Origin of the sequence: Azospirillum sp. TSH20, assembly GCF_003115935.1 — a bacterium.
Lineage (GTDB): Bacteria > Pseudomonadota > Alphaproteobacteria > Azospirillales > Azospirillaceae > Azospirillum.
In genome coordinates, this window is the sequence record NZ_LGQU01000013.1 from 43,403 (window position 1) to 58,417 (window position 15,015).

Consider the following 15,015-nt stretch of genomic DNA (forward strand, 5'->3'; position numbering starts at 1 on the left):
AGGATTACGGCACCGTCTTTCCCGTGAATGGGTTCCAGCCGACCGCCGCCAGCGCCGCCCAGGCGGTGGCGCCCAGATGGGGGCGGCGGTAATAGAGGAAGTCGTCGGTCTTGCTGTCCGGCCCGATGGCAAGGCCGGTGGACAGCACCTGCGGCCGGGTGGCGTAGAGATAGCCGCCGGGGCTGATCTCCTTCAGCAGTTCGCCGAACAGCCGGTCGGCATCGCCGCGGCGGCCGACGGCGCGGTAGGCGAGCGCCGCCTGCGCCGTGCCCTCCACCCACATGCCGTCGCGATCGTCGTTGAAGTCGAAGCCGCCGTCGGCGCCATGGGCGCGCTCCGCATAGGACAGGGCGGCACGCCAGGCCTCCGGCGCCTTCGGCAGCAACAGCGGCCAGAGCTGCGCGTCGAGGCCGGAGGTGGAGGTGCTGACCGTCACCCCGTCCGGCGCGGTGCCGATGGGGAAATGGTCGCCGCCCGCCGTCCACATTTTATCGAGGAAATCGCGCGCCTCCTTCTCCGGCCCGGCGAAATCGCCGCCCATATCTCTTGCCAGCCAGCCGAACAGCGCGACCAGATCGGTGTTGTGCTCGGTCGATTTCCAGGTCAGCGGCTGCGGTGCGTCGTCGAAGCCCTGCAAACCGCCGTTGAAGCCGCCGGGGCCGCGCGGATCGCGGGTATGCTCGACCACCCAGCGCGCCAGCTCCGCCGCTCCGTCGCGGAAGCGCGTCTCGCCGGTCGCATCGGCCAGCGTCAGCAGGGCCAGCCCGGCCCAGGCGACGTTGCCGGTGGCGGTCCCGACCTGATAGGGGTCCTCGCCCCAATGGTTGCCGACGGCATCCCACCAGCCATTCGGCGGGATCGGCCGCTGTTTCTGCGCGCCGGCCCGATAGGTGTTGCGCAGCCGCCCCTTCCAGCCAGCGCGGTCGAGCGACACGGCGTCCAGCAAGGCCTCGCCGATGCGCAAGGCCTTGTCGCGCTGGCCGCAACCGGTCAGCGCCATGATCGCCAGCGCGTTGTCGTAGGTGAAGGCGGCGTTGGAGAGCGCCGGTTCCGAGGTCGGGCCGGGCGCGTATGAATTGTCGTAGCTGCGCAGGAACAGCGGCCCCCGCCCTGACACCGCATCGACCCGCGACGCGAGCGTGCCGCAGGTCTTCTGCGCCAGCTCCTTCGCCGGAGGAGCGGGTGCGGCGGAAGCGGGGGCGGTCATGAGGACGGAAACCCCAAGTGCGACTGCCGCCAGCGCGGCACGGCCGAACCGCCCACCCCGCCGGGAGAGCATTCGCTTGACGCTGACACGCTTGGACATCGACACCGCCGGCCAGTTCCAGAAAGCCCCAGATATGGCCCCTTCGCCGGCCGACGGCAACCAAACGGGATGGCGTAGCCCTCGTTACAGCGGCGCCAGCCCGGCCATGATGTGCTTCTTGCGATCGTCATAGGCGCCGCCCAACTCGGCCGCGCGGTCGTCGTCGAGGACGTCCCTGGCCTCCTCGAACAGTTCCTCTTCCTCTTCGTCCAGATGGTGGCGGACGAGTTCGCCCAGCACCTGCAGCTTTTCCTTCCAGCCGCTGTCGGTGGTCTTCATCGCGTTCAGCTCGTCGAGCAGGCCGTTGATGAGGTGATGCTCGTTCAGCCCCTCGACGGTTTCCGACTTCGCTTCCTTGGCCTTCTTCAGAGAGGCGTAGAAGACGCCTTCCTCCACCTTCGAATGGGCCCACAACTCGCGCTGCAGCTCCTCGAACACGGCGCGGCCGCTGCCGTTGGCCTTCTCGGTCTTGTCCAGAAGGCTGCGGATGGTGTCGTGATCGGTCTTGATGCGGGCGAAGATGTCGGTCTGGGTGCCGGTGGTCTTGCTGGCCATCGTCGGGGTCCTTGGAGGTCGTTAAAAGGCAATCGTTGAACGGTTGCCATTAGAACCCCGCCGCGGCCGGACTGTTCCCGCCCCCTTGACCTCAGCCCTGCGGATGCGTCTCCACGAATTCCCGCAGGGTGTGCATCAATTCCACCGCATGGTCGACATGCCCGTGGGCACAGGCGTCCGCGATGTCGTCGGCGATGATGTGGGCGATGCGGTCGGGTCCGCCGGGGCAGTGGGCCAGGCAATAGCCCATCTCCACCGCCACCATTTCCGGCAGATGTTCGTGTTCGGCGATCGCGTCGATCTCGGCTTCGGTGAGATCGCTCAGAGCGATGCAGTCCTTGATCGTCAACATGGCGCGTTCCTCCCGGGAACGGCCGGGCTGCAAATGCCGGCGCCGCACGGGATCCCCGCCGGAACAGGCGGCAGGGAAACCCGCGCGGCCGAAGACCGCAAAGATCAGTGGGCCATAAGAACCGGCAGCCCGGCGTGGTTCAGCACGTAGCGCGTGACACCGCCCAGGATCATTTCCCGCATCCGGCTGTGGCCATAGCCGCCCATAACCAGCAGGTCGGCGCCCAGCTCCACGGCTTTCTTGGTGACCGTCTCCCCAACGGGTTCCGATCCCGGATGCAATATAGTTAACTCAGGGTTAACACCCTGCCAAGCGAGATATTGGGCAATGCGGCGTCCTGTCGCGCCTTCCGTCACCGAAGTTTCGGCGGTCAGCACATGGGTGCGCTCGGCGCTGCGCAGGAAGGGCAGGGCCGCGGCGACGGCGCGGGTGGCCTCCGTCTTGCCGTTCCAGGCGACGGCGACGGTGTGGCCGATCTCCGCCGGCAGGGTCTTCGGCACCAGCAGCACCGGCCGGGCGGATCCCAGCAGCGCCGTTTCCATGGTGGTGTAGCCCTGCGTGTCCGCCTCGATCGAGGTGTGGGCGCAGACGATCAGGTCGGCCAGACGACCCTCGGCCGGCACCACGTCCTCGATCCGGCCGACGACCTCGCGCCAGGAGGCGGACGGCGCCTCGACCCCGCCGGGGACCTCGCGCATCTCAAAGCCGGCCTCGGCGACGGCGGCGTCGAAGGAACGGCGGGCGGCGGCGCGATGGTTTTGCGATTCGGTCTCGGCCGCGCGCATGATCTCGTCCACCATGGCGCCGGACATGCCCTCGCCCAGCATCGGAACGGCATCGCGCGGGTCGAGGCTGACGAACAGGCCGACAAGGTGGGCGTCGAAATCGCGCGCCACCGAAATCGCGCCCTTCAGGGCCACCGGATCGTTCTCACTGCCGCAGAGCGGCACTAGGATGGTCTTGTAGGTCATGGACTCCTCCCGGACCGGTTCGAGCGGCCCTTCCCGGACGGCGGCGGTCCGTCCGCCGGTGCGGCGGGCGATTCTCACCGGGCCATCATTCGCCCCATCGTCGCTGCGGTCCGCGGTCCGGGGCAAGGGCCGCAAACCTTGAAGATTCAGTCCATAAGATGCTGTCACTCCTGGAATTAGGCCAAGCTTGCGCGGGCGTCGTCCAGCACATCCGCTGCAACCCTGCCAGAATCCAGGCGCGTCCAATCGATTGTACCCAAATCATAGGATTCCTGCCGTTCCACCACGTCGGCGGTGGCGTCGGACGCATCGTTGCGACGATTGGTCACACGCTCCACCCGTTCCGACAACGGCGCCTCCATCCAGATCCCGTCGAACCGCACCCCGGCATCCGCCGCGACCCCTTCGATCCGGCGGCGCTCGTCCGGCCGGGCGCTGACCGCATCGACCACCACGGCATGCCCGGCGGCCAGAACCGCCGCCGCCCTCCGGTACAACTCATCATAGACCCGTTCCGTCACCGCCGGGGCATAGCCGTCGACCGGCAGCCGGTCGGTGTCGGCGACTCCGCACAGCCGCTTGCGCAGCACGTCGCTGCGCAGCACCACCGCACCGGGCGACGGACCCAGATCGGGCGCGATCCCCTTGGCCAGTTTGGTCTTGCCGGTGCCGGACAACCCGCCGACCGCCACCAGCCGCGCCGGCGCCGGGTCCAGCGCGGCGAGCGCTTGGTCCAGATAGCGCCGCGCCTCCTGCGCCAGCCCCTCCGCCTTTCCGCCAAGCCGCAACGCCGCGGCCGACACCTTGGCCCGCACCGCCGCGCGCAGCGACAGGAACAGCGGCAGCGCCGCCAGCCCGCCGTAATCCTCCGTCTCCTCCAGATAGCGGTTCAGCACCGCGTTGCCCAGCGGCCGCAGCCCGCGGTGATCCAGATCCATCAATAGGAAGGCGAGGTCATAGAAGACGTCGGCCACCGCCAGCGTCTCGTCGAATTCGATGGCGTCGAACAGGGTCGGCTCGCCGTCCAGCAGGACGATGTTGCGCAGATGCAGGTCGCCATGGCCGTGCCGGACGAATCCGTCCTGCCGCCGCGTCTCCAGCAGCGGCGCCAGCCGGTCGAGCTCCTCCCCGGTGCGCTCCGCCAGCCGGGCCACAGCGTCGGCGGGAAACAGATCCGGCGCGGCGCGCAGGTCCTCCAGATTGCCGTCCGCCACTGTGCGCAGCGCTTCCGCCCCGCCGCCATCCGGCCGTGGAGCGGCGTCGCGGTGGAAGGCGGCGATCCGCTCGGCCAGCCGGCGCATCAGGGCAGGGGTCAGGCCGCCCCGCTCGGCCTTGCGATCGAACAGCGCCTCGTCGGGGAAGCGCGCCATCGACACCAGCCAGTCGATTGCGTCCCCCGCCGCCTCACCGCCCTCTTCGTCCAGCCGCAAACGGCCATCGGCCTCGCGGCGGATTGCGACCACGCCCCGATAAAGCGTCGGTGCGGTGCGACGGTTGATCGCCAGCTCCGCGACGCAGGCCGCATGGCGCTTCGCAACCGTCGAGTAATCCAGATAGGGATAGCGCACCGCGCGCTTCAGCTTCAGCGCCCGGTCACCGGCCAGGAACACCAGGGCGGCATGGGTGTCGATCCGCTCCACCGGCTTCCCGCCATGGGTGCGCGGATCGCCCAGGAAGGCGATCGCCTCCTCCTGCGGCCCAGGGCCGGACGCTGGCTCGGCGGGATGCGCGCTCATGAGCATATGGTAACAGACAACCGTCCCGCACCGCTCATGCTTTCATGGTTGAAACGCGGATGGCGATCACGACATCCTAGGGGTAGTGCCGATACTCCATGGGTCAGTCGCCACGCCCCATCGTTATAGTGGCCGGACCGCGTGGTGCGATCCGACGCGTCACCGGGAGGGGGTGCCCGTGAACCGCCTGTTCAGCCGCCAGGGAAATTGCCGCCATAGGATTTGCCGGCCGGCCGTCTTGCCCGCCTGCCTGCTCGCGCTCGCCGTCACTCTTCTGGGCGCCGGATCGGCGCGGGCGGAGTCGATCGACGCGGACGGCCGGTTCGGCAACTGGGCGGTCGGCGGCCTCGCCTACAGCCTGCAGCCGCCGGCGGAAAGCAACCTCACCATCCTGAACAGCAAGATGCGGATCGGGTCTTCGCTGATCCCGCAGGTCGAACCCTATGTCAGCATCCAGCCCTGGATCGGGCCGGGCAGCGGCAGCAGCCTGACCCCGCGCGGCGCCGTGACCGGCGTCGGCCCGGGACTGACTGGGGGACTGACCGGCGGCCTGAGCGGCGGCGTGCTGGTGGACGTGCCGCTCGGCTCCTTCGTCTTCACCCCCAGTTTCGGCGCCGGCACCCTGCCCACCGCCCGGCGCGAGGGCGCCCCCACCACCGAGTTCCGCTCTCAGCTGGAATTGGGATACGAGTTCGACAACAAGTCACGCTTCAGCCTGGGCTACAGCCGCATCGTCAACGATGCCGCGGCGGGCGATCCGGCGGCCGGCACCAACAACGTCTTCGGCTTTTACTATCGCTTGCCTTTCGGCGGCCCCTGACTGGTCGCCGAGCTCAGGACATCGTGTCGCGGCGTCTGGCGCCGGCAAAAGGCGCGCAAGGGTAGCGTCTTAACCACATCTTAAACATGGTTGGTTCAAGTGGACGCGGACCGAACGCTCCCCGGGGAACCCACCATGGCCACCAAGCGCAAGACCGCCTCTTCCGCCGCTCCCGCAACCGCTCCTGCCGCCGCTGCCGCCGCCGCGCCGGTGTTCGAGGCTCCGGTGGAAAGCTGGGCCGACACCATCCTGCGCACCAACTTCGCGTCGGTGGAACAGGACAGCATCGTCCTGCTGCAGGCGGCCAGCACCCTGCTGGAATCGGATGTGCCGGAAAAGGTCAACCTCGCGCTGGACCAGAACCTGAAGCTGTGGATCGCCATCAAGACGGTCCTGCTGAACGACGACTGCCCGGTCGAGCCGGAGGTGAAGGCCAACCTGCGCAATCTGGCGCAGTATGTCGTCTCCACCACCATGCTGGCGACCCAGGGCGCCATCGAGACGCGCAAGCTGGTCTCGCTGGCCCGCCTGAACATGAACATCGCCGAAGGCCTGCTCAGCGGCCAGCGCAACCGCATGATCCAGGAACGCGCCTATCAGATCTGGCAGGAGGAAGGCTGCCCCGAAGGTCGCGAGCAGGAGCACTGGCTGCGCGCCGAGGCCGAAATCTCCGGCCTGTTCAAGGTCTGAGCGAAGGTCGGATGTTCCGGGCCGAGCGCCCGCGCGGGTTTACGCAACACCGCCATACCGCCCCGACATGACCGCCCGCGTCGCGACACAGTGACGCGGGCGGCAACGCTTGGTAGGCTCGGCGCACCGTGACTGTCCCGCCGCAAACCATCCCCAAGCCGCACAAGCGCGTCGACAACACCCCGCTCGGCATCGCCTCGATGCTGATTTCCGTGCTGTTCTTCTCGCTGATGAACGTCCTGGCGAAGCTCCTGATGGACCGCTTCCCGGTGACCGAGGTCATGTTCTTCCGCAGCCTGTTCGCACTGATCCCGGTCTGTCTGGCGATCCATTTCGGCATGGGCTTCGTGACGACGCTGCGCACCCGCTATCCCTGGGGCCATCTGGGGCGGTCGCTGATCGGGCTCAGTTCCATGGCCGCCATGTTCTGGTCCTTCCACCTGCTGCCGCTGGGCGACGCCATCTCGCTGAATTTCGCCGCCCCGCTGTTCCTTACCGCGCTGTCGGTGCCGCTGTTGAGCGAGAAGGTCGGCATCCACCGCTGGAGCGCGGTTCTGGTTGGCTTCGTCGGCGTGCTCATCATCGTCCGGCCCAGCGGCGACGTGCTGAATCTGGGCGCGCTCATCGCGCTGTTCGGCGCGCTGACCAACGCGCTGGCGATGATCGCCATCCGCCAGCTGAGCCGGACGGAAGTTCCGAACACCATCGTCTTCTACTTCACCCTGCTGACCACCGTCCTTCTCGGCCTGACCCTGCCCTTCTCCTGGATCACGCCGGCCCCGATGGACTGGCTGCTGCTGCTGGGGACCGGCCTGTGCGGCGGCGGCGGCCAGTTGATGCTGACCCGCGCCTATTCGCTGGCCCCGGCCGCCCTGGTGGCGCCGCTGAACTACACTTCGCTGCTGCTGGCGGTCGGCTTCGGCTGGCTCCTGTGGGGGGAGGTGCCGACCACGACCATGGCGGTCGGCGCCGCCGTGGTGATGGCGAGCGGCCTCTATATCCTGCACCGCGAAACCCGGCGCGGCACGGCCGTGACCAAGCCGCTCCCGGCCGGCGAAGGCGACTGACGGCACCCCGCGCGCCCCGAAATTTCGGCGGATCGCCGCGCGTCATAGTTTCGCCATGGCGCAATGATGGGCTGTAGCATTGCGCCGGTGAACAAGTCGGTGGGCAAAAACCGCAGGCGGCACCTATATGATTGGCTCGCGCAGCATGACCGGTCGGCGGCGCCAAGCGAACCGCCGGACCGGCGGCATTTCGGCGCGGAGGGGGCGGCATGAAGCAGAACGAGCGACGCGGCGACTCCGGACTCGGCCAGAATCAGGCTGCCCAGAACCGGGCCGCCGATGATCGTGGCGACAGCGACGGCGTGACCGAACCGCGCCTCCGCCTTGCCCAGGCGCGCGCGGCGCTGCTGTGGGAACGGCTGGGGCCGGCGCTGTGGGCTCCGCTGTCGGTGCTGGGCGCCTTCCTGGCGCTGGCGCTGCTGAATCTGCTGGTCCTGCTGCCGGGCTGGCTGCACGGGCTGGCCCTGCTGGTGCTTGCCGCCGCCTTCCTGCTGTCGCTCGTCATCGGGGTCCGGCGCTTCCGCAGCCCGGCCGAGGATGAGGCCCGCCGCCGGCTGGAACGGGACAGCGGTCTCGCCCACCGTCCGCTGCACACCCTGCGCGACCGGCCCGCCGGCAACGACCCGACCGCCCAGGCGCTGTGGCGCCTGCATCAGGAGCGCACACGCGCCGCCATGCGCGGCCTGCGCGTCGCCTGGCCGGGCACCGAGGTGCCGTCGCACGACCGCTATGCCCTGCGCGCCCTGGTGATCCTGACGCTGGTGGTCGCCGGTGCAGCATCCTGGGGTGACTGGCGCCCGCGCATCGCCGCCGCGCTGACCCCCCATTTCGCCGGCGGCACCGTCACGGCGGCGGCGACGCTCGACCTCTGGATCAACCCGCCCGACTATACCGGCCTGCCGCCGGTCTTCCTGAAATCCGGCTCCACCGCAAAGCCGGCAAGCCAGCAGACCGCCGGTTCCCCCACCGCCAACCACTCCGGCGACCACCCCGCCGACCAACCGGTGAAGGTGCCGCAGGGCAGCCTCGTGCTCGCCCGCGTCACCGGCGGCGGCGGCACCCCCAGCCTGGAGGCCGGCGACCAGACCGGCCCGTTCGAGGCGGTGGATTCGACCAATTTCCAGGTGCAGAAGCCGGTGACCGGCGGCACCCGCATCGCCGTCACCCAGGGCGGGCGCACGCTGGGCTCCTGGCCGATCGAGGTGGTGCCCGACCGCGCGCCCATCATCGCCCATGCCAATCCGCCCGCCGCCGGAGAGCGCGGCGCGCTGAAGCTGGACTATGCCGCCCGCGACGACTACGGCCTGACCGAGGTGAAGGCGCAGATCCGCCGCGCACCCGATGTTCCCCCGCCCCCCGGCGCCGCAAACAATGGCGCCGCGAAGACCGAGGCGCCGAAAACCGAGGCCGACCCGGTGCTGGAATTCCCGCTGTCGCTGCCCGGCGTCCGGCCGAAGGAGGCGCACGCCACCGCCTTCCAGGACCTGACCGCCCATCCCTGGGCCGGCATGCCGGTGACGGTTCGGCTGACCGCGACCGACGGCGCCGGCCAGACCGGCCGGTCGGAGGATGCGGCGATCATCCTGCCGGAACGGACCTTCAACCATCCCGTCGCCCGCGCCATCATCAACCAGCGCAAGGTCCTGACCCGCAATCCGCAGGAGTCGCGGGTCCAGGTCGCCCGCGCGCTGGCGGAGATCTCCGCGCGCCCCGGCACCTATGGCGACGACATCGTCGCCTTCCTGTCGCTGCGCACCGCCATGGCCCGGCTGATGCTGGACCAGAGCGCCGACTCCGTCCCGGCCCTGCAGCAGCTTCTGTGGGAAACCGCGCTCCGCATCGAGGATGGCGGGCTGTCGCTGGCGGAGAAGGACCTGCGCGACGCCGAGAAGCGGCTGTCCGAGGCGCTGGACAAGAACGCCTCCGACGAGGAACTGAACCGCCTGATGGACGAGCTGCAGGCCGCGCTCGACAAGTTCATGGACGCCATGGAACAGCGGATGATGGAGGCGCTGCAGCGCGGCGAGAAGATCCCGATGGTCCCGCCGGAAATGGCCGACCAGATGACCGACCGCAACGACCTCCAGCAGATGCTCGACAAGATGCGCGAGATGGCGCAGACGGGGTCGCGCGACGCCGCCCGCCAGATGCTGTCCCAGCTTCAGCAGATGCTGGAGAACATGCGCTCCGGCGCCATGGCCCAGATGAACCAGCAGCAGGCCCAGCAGCAGAACCAGGCCTGGGAGATGATGCAGCAGTTGCAGAAGCTGGCGCAGCAGCAGCAGCAGCTCCTCGACCAGAGCTTCCGCCAGTCGCAGGAGTCGATGGATCAGCAGCAGCAGGGGCAGCAGGGCGAACAGCCCCGCGGCCGCCAGCCCAACCAGCGCCGCAACCAGAACGGCCAGCAGCAGAATCCGGGCAGCCCGACCCTGCAGAAGCAGGCCGAACAGCAGGAGGCTCTCCGTCGTCAGCTGGGCGAGCTGATGCGCCGCATGGGCGAACAGCAGGGCGGCGAAATCCCGCAGCCGTTGGGCCGTGCCGAGCGCGCCATGCGCGACGCCGCCCAGGCGCTGCAGCAGGGCGCCCCCGGCGCCGCGGTGCCGTCGCAGACGGAGGCGATGGAGCAGCTGCAGCAGGGCATGCAGGGCATGGCCGAACAGATGGCCCAGCAGATGATGGGCCAGGGGGGGCAGGCGATGATGGGCCAGCAGGGCCAGATGCCCCGCCAGGGCCGGGGACGCGACCCGCTGGGCCGCCGCCCGTCCGGCTACGGCATGCAGGATTCCAACGACGTGAAAATCCCCGAACAGTCGGAACTCCAGCGCGCCCGTGAAATCCTGGACGAACTCCGCCGCCGGTCCGGCCAGTACGGCCGCCCGCAGGAGGAACGCAACTACATCGACCGGCTGCTGAAACAGTTCTGATACCTGTCGGGGAATTCCGGCGATTCGGGCCGGAATTCCCGCCCGCCGAACCGCTTCGACTTGCAACGCTCCGCTCCCGCCGTCATTTCCTCAAATTCCGGCCAAACCGGAGCGGAGCGGTCGGCAAGTGGGGGAGAGCGGGCGTATGAAGGTCATCATCTGCGGGGCGGGACAGGTCGGGGCCAGCATCGCGCGGCATCTCGCGCTGGAAGACAACGACATCACGGTCATCGACACCTCGACCGAGCTTGCCCAGCGGATGGACGAGAGCCACGACGTGCGCGGCATGGTCGGCTATGCCTCGCACCCCGACGTGCTGGCCCAGGCGGGGGCGCGGGACGCCGACATGCTGATCGCCGTCACCCACTCCGACGAGGTCAACATGGTGGCCTGTCAGGTCGCCCATTCGGTGTTCGACATCCCGCTGCGCATCGCCCGTATCCGCAAGCAGGCCTATCTCCAGCCGGAATGGTCGAAGCTGTTCGCCCCGGAGCATCTGCCGATCAGCGTCGTCATCTCGCCGGAGGTGGAGATCGCCCACAGCATCGCGCGCCGCCTGCGCTCCCCCGGCGCGTTCGAGATGGTGCCGCTCGCCGACGGCAAGGTGCATCTGATCGGCGTCCACTGCACCAACAGCTCGCCACTGCTGAACACGCCGCTGCGCCGCCTGACCGAGATGTTTCCCGACCTGCGCGCCGCCGTGCTGGCGGTCTTCCGCGACGGCACCGGCTTCGTGCCGAAGGGCAACGACCAGCTGCGGCTGGGCGACGACGTGCATCTGGTCTGCCGTACCGCCGACATCGTCCGCGTCGTCGCCCTGTTCGGCCACAGCGAGGCGCCGGCCCGCCGGCTGGTCATCGCCGGCGGCGGCAATGTCGGCTTCAATCTGGCGCAGATCGTCGAACGCCACATGCGCGGCATCTCCATCAAGATGATCGAGGGCAACGCCGACCGGGCGGAGCTGATCTCGCGCTCGCTGCGCTCCAGCACGGTGGTGCTGAACGGCGACGCGCTCGACCATGAGATCCTGGAGGAGGCGCAGGTCGGCCGGGCGGAGACCATCGTCGCCGTCACCAACGACGACGAGACCAACGTCTTCACCTCGCTGCTGGCCAAGCGCGCCGGCTGCGGCCGGGCGATCACGCTTCTGAACAAGACCTCCTACGCGCCGATCGTCGCCGGGCTGGGGATGGATGTCGTCGTCAACCCGGCGGCGGTCACCGTCTCTTCCATCCTGCGCCATGTCCGGCGCGGCCGGGTGGCGGCGGTGCAGACCATCGGCGACAATTTCGGCGAGGTGGTGGAGGCGGAGGCGCTGGAGACCTCGCGCGCCGTCAGCGGCCCCATCGGCACCATCGGCCTGCCGGCCGGCATGATGATCGGCGCACTGGTCCGCGGCGGCGAGGTCATCATTCCCACCAGCCAGACGGTGATCGAACCGCGCGACCGCGTCATCGTGATGGCGACCGCCGATCTGGTGCGCAAGGTCGAAAAGCTGTTCGCCGTCGGGCTGGAGTTCTTCTGATCGGCCGCTCCCTCCCGTTGAGAATTCGCAGCCGCCCCATTCCGCCGTCCAGAGACATCATGCCGAATTTCAGGCCGATCCTGTTCATCATTGCCATCGTGCTGCTGGCGCTCGCCGCGACGATGCTCATCCCGGCCGCGGTCGACTATGCCTATGGGAATCCGGATGCGCGGGTCTTCCTCTATTCCGCCGCCTTCACCGGTGCCTGCGGCGCGGCGCTGGCGTGGTCCGCGCGCTGCCACCTGCACGGCGGGCTGTCGCTGCGGCAGGCCTTCCTGCTGACGCCGCTGACCTGGACCACCACCGCGGCCTTCGCTGCCTTGCCGTTTCAGTTCGGCCATTTCCCCGACCTGTCGCTGAACTACGCCAACGCCTTCTTCGAGACGATGTCGGGGCTGACCACCACGGGATCGACCGTGCTGGTCGGGCTGGACCTGACGACGGAGGGGATCCTGCTGTGGCGGGCGCTGCTGCAATGGCTGGGCGGCATCGGCATCATCGGCGTCGCCATCGCGGTGCTGCCGGCGCTCAGGGTCGGTGGCATGCAGCTGTTCCGCACCGAATCCTCCGACCGCTCGCAGAAGGTGCTGCCGCGCGCCCAGCAGATCGCCAAGGCCATCACGGCGGTCTACACCGGATTGACGGTGATCTGCGGTCTCAGCTATTGGCTGGCCGGCATGACCCCGTTCGAGGCGGTGGTGCATGCGCTGACCAGCCTGTCGAGCGGCGGCTTCTCCACCTCGGACGCTTCGGCCGGGCATTTCAGGAATCCGGTGCTGCATTGGCTGATGACGCTGTTCATGCTGGCGGGCAGCCTGCCCTTCGTCCTCTATGTCCGCACCCTGACCGGCCAGCGCGACGCGCTGTGGCGCGACAGCCAGGTGCGCACCTACCTGACCTTCCTGGCGGCGGTGATCCTGCCGCTCAGCCTCTGGCTGACGCTCAAGCACGACTACGGCTTCGCCGATGCGCTGCGGCTGGTCGCCTTCAACGTGGTGTCGGTCGTCACCACCACCGGCTACGCCTACACCGACTACAGCCTGTGGGGAAATCTGGCGGTCGGCGTCTTCTTCGGCCTGACCTTCATCGGCGGCTGCACCGGATCGACCGCCGGCGGCATCAAGATCTTCCGGTTCGAGGTGATGGCGACGGTGCTGCGCACCCACTTCCTCCACCTGATCTATCCCCGCGGCGTCTTCCCGCGCCAGTACGGCAACCGGCAGCTGGACGACGACGTTCTGGGATCGGTGATCGTCTTCTTCGCGCTGTTCTTCACCGCCTACAGCGTCACCACGATCGCGCTGATGGCGCTGGGGCTGGACTTCATCACCAGCGCCAGCGCCGCGGTGACCGCGCTGGCCAATGTCGGCCCCGGCCTGGGCGACGTCATCGGTCCGGCCGGGACCTTCGCCCCGCTGCCGGATTCGGCCAAATGGCTGCTGTCGCTGGCGATGCTGCTGGGCCGGCTGGAGCTGTTCACCGTGCTGGTGCTGTTCATGCCCCAGTTCTGGCGGGGCTGAAACGGCGACGGGACCGGCTTTCGCACGGTCCCGTCCCGAAACACCTCAACCGGTGCCCGGCATCATTCGTCAGGATTGTGGTTGGCGACGTGGTCCTGCATCTGTTCGGTCTGCACGGCCTTGCTGTCCAGGCCGCGGGCGTCGGAATGACGGGACTTGTCACGGTTCGACAGCACTTCGTTGTCGCCGATGGAGCCGGCGGGCAGGTCGGTGGTGGCGCCGGTGCCGGTGCCCTTGCCCTGTCCACTCGGGCTCATGTGCTTCTTGCTGGCGTTCGCCATGGCGTTATCTCCGTCGGTTGGCCGTGTCGTTTGGCTGTACGGGGCCGCCGGGAAGACGGTTCCCGGCGGCCGACGGCTGGATGCGGGATCAGGAGTGACCGTCAGGCCCACCCAATGTTACTGCGGCTTGCTCACTGCGGGTTGCGCGGCTTGGTGCTGTCCAGGCTGTTGGCCGTGCCATGGGCCGCATCGTCGGACATGCCGCTGTGGTTGGCATTGCTGCCGGTGCTGCCGGTGTTGTGGTCGCCGTTGCGCTTGCCCAGCGAGACGGTGTTGTCGTCGTACTTGAACTCCGCCATCTGCTTGACCTGATCCTCGGTCACCTGACGGGCGACGACGCGGTCGCCGTCGGTCCGCAGCAGGTTGTAATCCAGCGCCACCTGCTTGGCGCCGATACCCAGCACGCCGCCGCGGTTCAGGATCACCTGGGTGGCCTTGCCGCTCTGGGCGTCGAGGATGATGTCGGCGACGTCGCCCAGCTTCTTGCCGTTCTCGCCGTAGACGTCCTTGCCCATCATCTTCTCGAAGCTGGTGCCCTGCTGGGCGGCGGCACCACCGGCGGAGGCGACGGCCGGGCGCTGGTCGCGGGCCATGCGCAGATGCTGTTCCAGCGTAGGCAGGGTCTGCTCGGCGAAGCGCTTCAGGTCGGCGTCCTTGCCGTTCTGCGCCTCCTCACGGAACAGCGAGACGGCGGTCTGGTGGGCGTCGGCCTGACCCTGCATATAGGCGGAATCGAACTGCTCGCCCTTCATGCCGCGCAGCTTGTCCAGCTTCTGCTGGTGTTCGGAATCGAGCTTGGTCGGCAGCGTCATCGACTTCTTCTGCGCCATCTCCTTCATGGCGTCGGAGGTCTTGGTGTGGTCGGACACCATGTGGCTGCCGAACTGCTTGACGTCCTTGTCCTTCGCCTGGTCCTGCGCCAGCTTGCCCGCCTGGATTTCGAACATGTCGCTCATCGCCGCCTTGGTGGCGAAATTCATGTCCTGCTGCGCCAGCTGGCCCTTCTCGGTCACCTTGGCGGTCGGCGTCGGCGTCTGGGCCAGGGACAGGGCGGGGGCCGCGAACAGAACCAGGGCGGCGGTCGCGAGAAGATGATGGCGTTTCATGGAGGCGGCTCCTGCAATTACATGGTTTTCCGGTCGCCGACAGTCCGACCTCGCGGCCGGGCCGAAGCGCCCTTCTTCGCCACCTCAACCGTCGAGCGCGGCGGTCGTTCCCTTCCACCCGGCAGACTGGCCGGCCCCCCCCACCCATCCCCCACCCATCCA

At 68.6% G+C, this 15,015-nt stretch carries 13 protein-coding genes; 6 read left to right on the top strand and 7 right to left on the bottom strand.

Annotation, left to right across the window (positions count from 1 at the left end):
- Positions 1-4: 4 nt before the first annotated feature.
- The 5 genes from TSH20_RS03665 to TSH20_RS03685 form a co-directional block, all read right to left on the bottom strand.
- Positions 5-1,207: a hypothetical protein gene (locus TSH20_RS03665; RefSeq protein ID WP_247871451.1), complete on the bottom strand. Its 1,203-nt coding sequence runs from the start codon at positions 1,205-1,207 to the stop codon at positions 5-7.
- A 183-nt stretch (positions 1,208-1,390) separates the two neighbouring features.
- Positions 1,391-1,861, bottom strand: coding sequence for a hemerythrin domain-containing protein (locus tag TSH20_RS03670; protein ID WP_109073452.1), 471 nt, complete (start codon positions 1,859-1,861; stop codon positions 1,391-1,393).
- Between the two features lie 91 nt (positions 1,862-1,952).
- Positions 1,953-2,213, bottom strand: a complete 261-nt coding sequence (locus tag TSH20_RS03675) for a hypothetical protein (RefSeq protein WP_109073453.1) — start codon at positions 2,211-2,213, stop codon at positions 1,953-1,955.
- Between the two features lie 104 nt (positions 2,214-2,317).
- Positions 2,318-3,184, bottom strand: coding sequence for a universal stress protein (locus TSH20_RS03680; protein WP_109073461.1), 867 nt, complete (start codon positions 3,182-3,184; stop codon positions 2,318-2,320).
- Between the two features lie 176 nt (positions 3,185-3,360).
- Positions 3,361-4,920 carry an AAA family ATPase gene (locus TSH20_RS03685; protein ID WP_109073462.1) on the bottom strand — a complete coding sequence of 520 codons (1,560 nt, stop codon included), beginning with the start codon at positions 4,918-4,920 and terminating at the stop codon, positions 3,361-3,363.
- A gap of 178 nt (positions 4,921-5,098) precedes the next feature.
- On the opposite strand from TSH20_RS03685, the gene TSH20_RS03690 reads away from it, so the two are divergent.
- The 6 genes from TSH20_RS03690 to TSH20_RS03715 all read left to right on the top strand — a co-directional run bounded on the left by TSH20_RS03690 (position 5,099) and on the right by TSH20_RS03715 (position 13,466).
- Complete coding sequence (locus TSH20_RS03690) at positions 5,099-5,740, top strand: hypothetical protein (RefSeq protein ID WP_247871452.1); 642 nt, start codon at positions 5,099-5,101, stop codon at positions 5,738-5,740.
- 135 nt (positions 5,741-5,875) lie between these two features.
- Positions 5,876-6,430, top strand: coding sequence for a DUF2934 domain-containing protein (locus tag TSH20_RS03695; RefSeq protein ID WP_109073454.1), 555 nt, complete (start codon positions 5,876-5,878; stop codon positions 6,428-6,430).
- A 128-nt stretch (positions 6,431-6,558) separates the two neighbouring features.
- Complete coding sequence (locus TSH20_RS03700) at positions 6,559-7,497, top strand: DMT family transporter (RefSeq protein WP_247871453.1); 939 nt, start codon at positions 6,559-6,561, stop codon at positions 7,495-7,497.
- A gap of 209 nt (positions 7,498-7,706) precedes the next feature.
- Positions 7,707-10,421 (top strand): TIGR02302 family protein, encoded by a 2,715-nt coding sequence (locus tag TSH20_RS03705; RefSeq protein ID WP_109073455.1) that lies wholly within the window; start codon positions 7,707-7,709, stop codon positions 10,419-10,421.
- Positions 10,422-10,566: 145 nt separating this feature from the next.
- Positions 10,567-11,946 (top strand): Trk system potassium transporter TrkA, encoded by a 1,380-nt coding sequence (trkA, locus tag TSH20_RS03710; protein ID WP_109073456.1) that lies wholly within the window; start codon positions 10,567-10,569, stop codon positions 11,944-11,946.
- 59 nt (positions 11,947-12,005) lie between these two features.
- Positions 12,006-13,466, top strand: a complete 1,461-nt coding sequence (locus TSH20_RS03715; protein ID WP_109073457.1) for a TrkH family potassium uptake protein — start codon at positions 12,006-12,008, stop codon at positions 13,464-13,466.
- Positions 13,467-13,528: 62 nt separating this feature from the next.
- Here the strand turns inward: TSH20_RS03715 and TSH20_RS03720 are convergent, their stop codons facing one another.
- Both TSH20_RS03720 and TSH20_RS03725 read right to left on the bottom strand, forming a co-directional pair.
- Complete coding sequence (locus TSH20_RS03720) at positions 13,529-13,747, bottom strand: hypothetical protein (RefSeq protein WP_109073458.1); 219 nt, start codon at positions 13,745-13,747, stop codon at positions 13,529-13,531.
- A 131-nt stretch (positions 13,748-13,878) separates the two neighbouring features.
- Positions 13,879-14,853 carry a DUF4142 domain-containing protein gene (locus TSH20_RS03725; protein WP_109073459.1) on the bottom strand — a complete coding sequence of 325 codons (975 nt, stop codon included), beginning with the start codon at positions 14,851-14,853 and terminating at the stop codon, positions 13,879-13,881.
- Positions 14,854-15,015 lie beyond the last annotated feature (162 nt).

Bases quoted from the DNA above. Each gene is read 5' to 3' on its own strand.
- TSH20_RS03665 (WP_247871451.1), bottom strand. From the start codon at position 1,207: ATGACCGCCCCCGCTTCCGCCGCACCCGCTCCTCCGGCGAAGGAGCTG.
- TSH20_RS03670 (WP_109073452.1), bottom strand. From the start codon at position 1,861: ATGGCCAGCAAGACCACCGGCACCCAGACCGACATCTTCGCCCGCATC.
- TSH20_RS03675 (WP_109073453.1), bottom strand. From the start codon at position 2,213: ATGTTGACGATCAAGGACTGCATCGCTCTGAGCGATCTCACCGAAGCC.
- TSH20_RS03680 (WP_109073461.1), bottom strand. From the start codon at position 3,184: ATGACCTACAAGACCATCCTAGTGCCGCTCTGCGGCAGTGAGAACGAT.
- TSH20_RS03685 (WP_109073462.1), bottom strand. From the start codon at position 4,920: ATGAGCGCGCATCCCGCCGAGCCAGCGTCCGGCCCTGGGCCGCAGGAG.
- TSH20_RS03695 (WP_109073454.1), top strand. From the start codon at position 5,876: ATGGCCACCAAGCGCAAGACCGCCTCTTCCGCCGCTCCCGCAACCGCT.
- TSH20_RS03705 (WP_109073455.1), top strand. From the start codon at position 7,707: ATGAAGCAGAACGAGCGACGCGGCGACTCCGGACTCGGCCAGAATCAG.
- trkA (WP_109073456.1), top strand. From the start codon at position 10,567: ATGAAGGTCATCATCTGCGGGGCGGGACAGGTCGGGGCCAGCATCGCG.
- TSH20_RS03715 (WP_109073457.1), top strand. From the start codon at position 12,006: ATGCCGAATTTCAGGCCGATCCTGTTCATCATTGCCATCGTGCTGCTG.
- TSH20_RS03720 (WP_109073458.1), bottom strand. From the start codon at position 13,747: ATGGCGAACGCCAGCAAGAAGCACATGAGCCCGAGTGGACAGGGCAAG.
- TSH20_RS03725 (WP_109073459.1), bottom strand. From the start codon at position 14,853: ATGAAACGCCATCATCTTCTCGCGACCGCCGCCCTGGTTCTGTTCGCG.